The 6,257-nt window shown below is 59.4% G+C and carries 8 protein-coding genes; 3 read left to right on the top strand and 5 right to left on the bottom strand.

The window, feature by feature from the left end; translation table 11 throughout:
- The first annotated feature begins 1 nt into the window (after position 1).
- From AB4043_RS10990 to AB4043_RS10980, 3 genes are read left to right on the top strand one after another with little or no spacing between them, the layout of a single operon-like run.
- Positions 2-118 carry a CoA-binding protein gene (locus tag AB4043_RS10990; RefSeq protein WP_442307055.1) on the top strand — a complete coding sequence of 39 codons (117 nt, stop codon included), beginning with the start codon at positions 2-4 and terminating at the stop codon, positions 116-118.
- A gap of 37 nt (positions 119-155) precedes the next feature.
- Positions 156-2,258, top strand: coding sequence for a protein-disulfide reductase DsbD family protein (locus AB4043_RS10985; protein ID WP_442307054.1), 2,103 nt, complete (start codon positions 156-158; stop codon positions 2,256-2,258).
- Positions 2,255-2,644: a YybH family protein gene (locus tag AB4043_RS10980; protein WP_442307053.1), complete on the top strand. Its 390-nt coding sequence runs from the start codon at positions 2,255-2,257 to the stop codon at positions 2,642-2,644. The genes AB4043_RS10985 and AB4043_RS10980 overlap by 4 nt, the downstream gene beginning before the upstream one ends.
- A gap of 128 nt (positions 2,645-2,772) precedes the next feature.
- On the opposite strand, the gene AB4043_RS10975 is transcribed toward AB4043_RS10980, so the two are convergent.
- The 5 genes from AB4043_RS10975 to AB4043_RS10955 all read right to left on the bottom strand — a co-directional run.
- Complete coding sequence (locus tag AB4043_RS10975) at positions 2,773-3,540, bottom strand: SDR family NAD(P)-dependent oxidoreductase (RefSeq protein WP_442299924.1); 768 nt, start codon at positions 3,538-3,540, stop codon at positions 2,773-2,775.
- 16 nt (positions 3,541-3,556) lie between these two features.
- Positions 3,557-4,009 carry a tRNA adenosine(34) deaminase TadA gene (gene tadA / locus AB4043_RS10970; protein WP_442299923.1) on the bottom strand — a complete coding sequence of 151 codons (453 nt, stop codon included), beginning with the start codon at positions 4,007-4,009 and terminating at the stop codon, positions 3,557-3,559.
- Positions 4,010-4,022: 13 nt separating this feature from the next.
- Positions 4,023-4,625: a cytochrome P460 family protein gene (locus AB4043_RS10965; RefSeq protein ID WP_442299922.1), complete on the bottom strand. Its 603-nt coding sequence runs from the start codon at positions 4,623-4,625 to the stop codon at positions 4,023-4,025.
- An 86-nt stretch (positions 4,626-4,711) separates the two neighbouring features.
- Positions 4,712-5,341: a phospholipase D-like domain-containing protein gene (locus tag AB4043_RS10960; protein WP_442299921.1), complete on the bottom strand. Its 630-nt coding sequence runs from the start codon at positions 5,339-5,341 to the stop codon at positions 4,712-4,714.
- Between the two features lie 373 nt (positions 5,342-5,714).
- The coding region (locus AB4043_RS10955; RefSeq protein ID WP_442307052.1) for an HD domain-containing protein at positions 5,715-6,257 on the bottom strand (543 nt) is incomplete at its 5' end.

Here is a 6,257-nt window from a genome sequence, read left to right as displayed (position 1 = left end):
CCTGTGGGTACAGCAGGGAATCGTGCATCTTGATGCCGCAGGAAAGGCTGAGGAGGGCGGAATCCGGGTGGTTATGGACCGCTGCATCATGGTAGAGCACCGGCGGCGCGCTACGTAACCCTTCTCGTTTCGGGAGAGTCCTACAATAGATGAATATGAAATGGCTCGGCCGGTTGCTCGCCTTATGGGCGGTGGTGTGCGCGTCTGGATACGCGCAGATTGAGCCCGTGGGCGATGGTAAGACCCCTGGGCCGTTGAAAGCACAGCATCTTACGGTGGAGCTGGTCACCCAGCACCCCTATGTCTATGCGGGCGGCGAGTTCAACGCCGGTCTGATTTTCACGCTTGAGGAGGGCTGGCATGTCTACTGGCTTAATGCCGGAGATTCCGGCGAGCCTCCGCATGCGAAGTGGACCATGCCGGCCGGCATCGCCGCCACCGATCTGAAGTTCCCCGTTCCGCAGCGGCTGCCCCTGGGACCGCTGATGGACTTCGGCTACGAGGAGGGCGTGACCTTTCCCTTCACGCTGAAGGCGACGGAGAAAGCGAAGCCGGGAAAGGCTCACATCGAAGCAAAGGTGGACTGGTTGGTCTGCGCACAGGTCTGCCTTCCGGGGAAGGCCGTTCTCGGCATGGATCTGGACGTTCTGCCGGCTAAGCCCGCCGAGGAGAAGAGCGATGAGGCGCCGGTAGGAGCGATCGGTTCGGCGCTGAAGAGCCTGCCGACGCCATTGCCGGATGGCGCGAAGGTCGCCGTGAATGCGACACCAACGGAGTTGCTGGTCACGTTGCGTTCGCCCGACAAAGGCGAGGTTTGGGAGTTTTATCCCTTCGACCAGGAGCAGATCAAAAACGCCGCAACCCAGCGGTTGGAGAGTTTCCCCGGCGGCGTGCGCATTCATCTGGCAAAGGCCGAGGAGCTCACGAAGAATCCGGCGGAGCTGCATGGCCTCATCAAGCTCGATGACGGTTGGGGCTACGAGTTCCGCGCACCGGTAAGCACGGCGGCAGCGGCGGCGGTTCCAGCTGGTTCCACAGCGAATGGCGGAGCTGGTGCGGAGATCTGGGGCTTTCTCGGGCTGGCATTTCTGGGCGGCATCGTCCTGAATCTGATGCCGTGCGTCTTCCCGGTACTGTTCCTGAAGGCTCTGGCCCTGGTGCAGAGCGCAGGCGAGGAACGGAAGCGGCAGCGCTCGCACGGTGTGGCGTATACCGCCGGTATCGTCGTTTCGTTCTGGGCGATCGTGGCGCTCCTGCTATTGCTGCGCGCGGGTGGAAGTCAGCTCGGCTGGGGCTTCCAGTTGCAGTCGCCAGGGTTCGTCGCGCTACTTGCGGCCTTCCTCTTCCTCTTTGGCCTGTCTCTGGCTGGGATGTTCGATATCGGCCTGTCGCTGACGAGTGTCGGCGGAGGTCTGGCAGCAAAGCAGGGATATACGGGAAGCTTCTTCACCGGCGTTCTGGCAACGATCGTAGCTACGCCGTGCACCGCTCCGTTGATGGGCGCGGCCATCGGATTTGCTCTGGCGCAGCCTGCCTGGGTCACCTTCGCAATCTTTACCGCGGTAGCGCTGGGACTGGCTCTGCCGTACATGCTGCTGAGCCTGCAGCCTGCCTGGACGCGGATTCTGCCGCGGCCAGGAGCCTGGATGGAGACGCTGAAGGAGTTCACGTCGCTCTTCCTCTTTGGCACCGTGGTCTGGCTGGTCTGGGTCTTCGGCCGTCTGTTTGGTGAGGACGGTGTGGATCGCGCCGTGCGTCTGCTCGCCGGCCTGTTGTTGATTGCCGTTGCCGGCTGGGCCATGCGCCGCTGGCAGGGCAAGTGGCTTGGCGTCGCCATTGCCGTGCTGCTGATTATTGGCGGTGTAGCGATTCCTCTTACTGGCCAGAAGGCTGCGGAAGAGGAGAAGGCTCGCTGGGCTCCCTGGAGCGATGCCGCCGTACAGCAGGCTCATACTGAGGGCAAGGCGGTCTTTGTGGACTACACTGCGGCCTGGTGCCTTAGCTGCCAGGTGAATGAGCGCGTTGCATTGAACTCTGACGAAGTGCAGGCTCGCTTCAAGAAGGGCAATGTGGTCCTGATGAAGGCGGACTGGACCAAGTACGATCCCGCCATTACGGAAGCATTGCATGCAGTGGGACGCAGCGGTGTTCCAACGTATGTGATCTATCCTGCGGGCGGCGCAGCAAAGCCCGATGTTTTGCCGGAACTGTTGAGCAAGAGCATTGTGATCGACGCCCTGGATAAGGACCTGAAATGAGCCCAAACAAGAGCGCAGATGAGCTGGCGATACGGCAGGTGGTCGCCGACTGGATCCAATTCACAGTGGAAGAGCGGGTCGAGGAACTGATGGACCTGATGACTGATGACATGCTCTTTCTGACAACGATGTTTCCGCCGATGACCAAAGCCGAGTTCGAGAAGGGAACCCGCGAGATGGTCGGTAAGGCGCGGATTGTTCCCCGGGCCGAGATCAAAGAGGTTCAGGTTGAAGGAAATTTCGGCTGGCTATGGCAGGAATTGACCGTGAACGTCGTCGTGGAAGGCAAAGAGCCGATGGTTATGAAGGGCAGGACCATGGGCATCTATCGCAGATGCGAGGACGGCAAGTGGCGTCTGATGCGTGATGCGAACATGATGCCGTAGTCACAGGCCTCAGGGCCAACTTTTTGTCTGCCATTTCGCAGTAACCGTCCCCGAGGGGAAACATCCCAACGAACAAGTTCGTCGGGGGTTCCGTGCAGGGGGCACCCGGTGTCTTCACTCCTCATGTCCTACTGCTCGTGATAGTCCACCATCAGGCCGCCGTCGACCACATACGTGCTGCCGGTGATATAGCCTGCTTCGTCTGAAGCGAGAAACGCAGCCAGAGCTGCGACATCGTCGGTCGTCCCCAGGCGGTTGAGGGGGATGTTCCGCAACAGCGCTTCCAGCTTGGGTTTGTCTGCGAGCAGGGAGTGATTGATCGGTGTGACGATCGCTCCAGGCGCAATGTTGTTGATCGTGATATTGAGCGGGCCAAGCTCTACCGCAAGATTACGGGTGAGCATGCGCAGGCCGCCTTTACTGGCGCAGTATGTCGAGAAATGAGGAAAGGCCATGTCTTCGTGGACGGAGGAGATGTTAATGATCCGTCCGGGCCTTTTTGCGTCTCGCAGGCGGCGGACTAAGGCCTGTGTCGTAAAGAAGACGCCCTTGAGATTAACGTCGAGCACCTTGTCGTAGTCTTCCTCGGTGACATCCCAGAAGTCGGCGCCCTTTTCGACGCCGGCGTTATTCACCAGAATGTCGCATCCGCCGAAATGCGCCCAGGTCTCCTCGATCAGATTTCGGGTATCGGAGACCGTTGCCATGTCGGCGTGGACGACGAATGCGCGGCCACCGGCCTGCTCGATCTGCGACTGCGTCGCCTCGGCGCCTTCGGCATTTCCGCTGTAGTTGATAACGACTGCCGCTCCTTCCGCAGCCAGGCGGATGGCAATATCCTGCCCGATACCCGAGGAAGAACCGGTGACGATGGCGACTTTGTTCTGAAGACGCATGTACCTGCCTTGGATGCTATCTTCGCGTTTTAAAGAAGCTGCGCAAAATTTCGCCACACTCCTCTGCCAATAGGCCCGATATCACATCGACACGATGATTGAGTTGAGGGTGGTTCATGACAGAGAGAACGGAACCGCATGCTCCTGCCTTGGGATCGGGTGCAGCATAGACCAGCCGGGCGATGCGTGCATGCAGAATGGCGCCGGCGCACATGGCGCAGGGTTCCAGGGTGACGTAGAGCGTGCATCCGCTCAGGCGATAGTTGGAGAGCGCTCTGCCCGCTTCGCGCAGGGCAACGATCTCAGCATGAGCAGTCGGGTCCTGGTCGCGCAGAACGCGGTTCTGTCCGCGTCCGACGATCTCTCCCGCTGGGGAAACGACAACGCAGCCGATGGGGACTTCGCCGCCCAGCTCCGCAGCACGGGCCTCTTCGATGGCTGCATTCAGATAGTCGAGATCCTCTGGCACAGCTTATGTTGTACTACTTCGTCGGCTCCGGAGCGGGAGTCTCGCTTAGATACTCCTTGCTCAGAGTCTTCTTCTCGGTGGCGAGGGGCAGAAGTGTGGGGTAGAACTGCACGAAGGTAGTGTCTACGGCTCCGTGGGCTTGGTGGCAGGTATAGCAGCTTGCTGTTTGCGGAACGCGCGATGCCGGCGCTCCTCCGGGCTTACCGCCGACGTAGAAAGCCCACTCGTTCTTGTCCTTCAGGTGGACCTCGATGTTCCGTACGCTGGTGCTTTGGGTATGTCCGCTCTTGTTGATGGAGACCGGGTTCTCTGCCGTGCGGACCTCGAGGACAAGCATCGTCTTGTCGGGCCACGTGCCGGTCTGCAGAAAACTGCGATAGGCACTTGGATTGACGAAGACGTTATCGAAGATGGAGTGAGCCGCGGGCGCCGCGGTAGCACTGGTGGGCTGCGTATAGGTCATGTCAATGCCGGAGGTCAGATAGATCCATTCACGGTAGTTGACCGGCATCACCAGCTTGCCCTCCGCGGTATAGGCGGGTACGTCTGTGGGAGCAATGGTCTGGGCGCCTGCGGTGAGCAGAAGACTGGAAGCAAGAACAGCACGGCGGAGCATGGCACGGTCTCCAGAACAAAGATTTCGATTGCGGTATGCCCGGATGATACGGGACATACCGCAGATTTGTTCCAGATTTTCGTTGGTTAAGGTTGTGCCGGAAGGGATTCGTTGTCAGGCCGTGACCACAACGTATTGAAGTTGGCCTGGAAGTGCTGGATGCTGGCGCCGTCGCGAAGGATGATGAGGTCGTTATCCTGGCGCTTTTCCCCTGTAGGCGAGAAGTTGGCTGAACCGGTACGAACAAACCGTCCATCGACACAGTAGGCCTTCAGGTGCATGAGCGTGCGAGAGTGCTTCACCAGCACCTGCACATTCGCCGTATGCGCCAACCGCAGCAGAGCAGAGTTGGCATCGCCGGTGTCGTCACTGTCCTCATCGCTGTCGGATTTCCGGGCTCGGGAATTTTTGACCTTGTTCGCGCGGGCTAGCTCTCCGTCGGTCTGCGTGTTATCGCGATAGATGCGAATCCGCACGCCACGGTTCGCGGCAGCCACCAGGGCATCCGCAATTGCGAGATCGGTGAGGGCATAGGCATTCATGTCGATGCTTCTGCGCGCCTGTCCAATCAGATCGACGTCCAGGTGTTCGAGATTCTCGGCGGGGGAGTAGTGAATCTCAGCGGGGATGTTCGTCGGAGTAGGCGTGACTCCGGAGAGTTGTGCGCAGCCTGTGAGAAGAACGAGAGGGAGAAATAGCGTGCAACGGGCATTCATGCTTCGACGAGTGTATTGCTTTGTGAGGGTATCGGCTGAGGAAAAGCGGAACTGGGTCCGAGCGTTTTGCCTCATTCCCTCAGCGACTGAAGCCGCTTTCTTTGAGCCGTCCCCTTAACCACCCCAGCCAGCTGAGCCGGCTGGGGACCCCGGAGCAATACATTCGCGCTACGCGCGAACAGGATACAAGTCGGATGCAACGAAGTTGATGGCTACTCTTTTAGAGTAGTCACGTGAGTTGGAATATCGAGCTCCGCTCGATCCGTTTTGCTTAAGGGCATGGCTTCAGCCATGCCATACCGGAGGCGAAGAAAATGCGGCTTCAGCCGCTGAGGTAAGGTCTCTCTCGCTGATTCTTCCCGATGACGGCCTCTTAAAAAAGGTTCTCGCCGGCCTCTTCGTTCAGATGCATCAGGAACTTCGTGAGTGTGCGGATGCGGGGCTCTGCAAGTTCCTTCGCGCGTGGAAGGCGCAGCTTTCCGGGAAGCGTCTCGAGCGTTTTCTGCAGCGAATCGCGAGTGTTGGTGAAGGTGATGAAGCGTGTATCCGATCCCAGCTTGGCGAGCGTGCGGGTAATGCCGATGGCGCCGAGTTGCTCCAGGATGTCGGCATCGCGCGCGATCGTCGCCTCCAATGTCCGTGGCTCATCATGCGGTTGATGAGTGCGGATCACCTCGAGAACGGCCGCAATCTTCTCTTCAGGAAAACCTGCTTCACGCAGGATCGCGGGCGACTTTTCACAGGTATACACGACGTGATCCCACTTCTTCAGAAGCTCGGGGTCTTCTGGTCGATGACCGACGAAGACCCCGAGATCGTGCAGGAAGCAGGCGGCGAAGACAACATCGTCGTCGTAGTCCAGACCTTCGCCGATCTTGCGCGTCAGCGCATAGAGCCGTGGCTGATGCCCGTACTT

Origin of the sequence: Terriglobus sp. YAF25, from assembly GCF_052113305.1 — a bacterium.
Classification (GTDB): domain Bacteria; phylum Acidobacteriota; class Terriglobia; order Terriglobales; family Acidobacteriaceae; genus Terriglobus.
The sequence above is the reverse complement of the archived record's forward strand: the minus strand, read 5'-3'. Positions and strand labels throughout refer to the sequence as shown.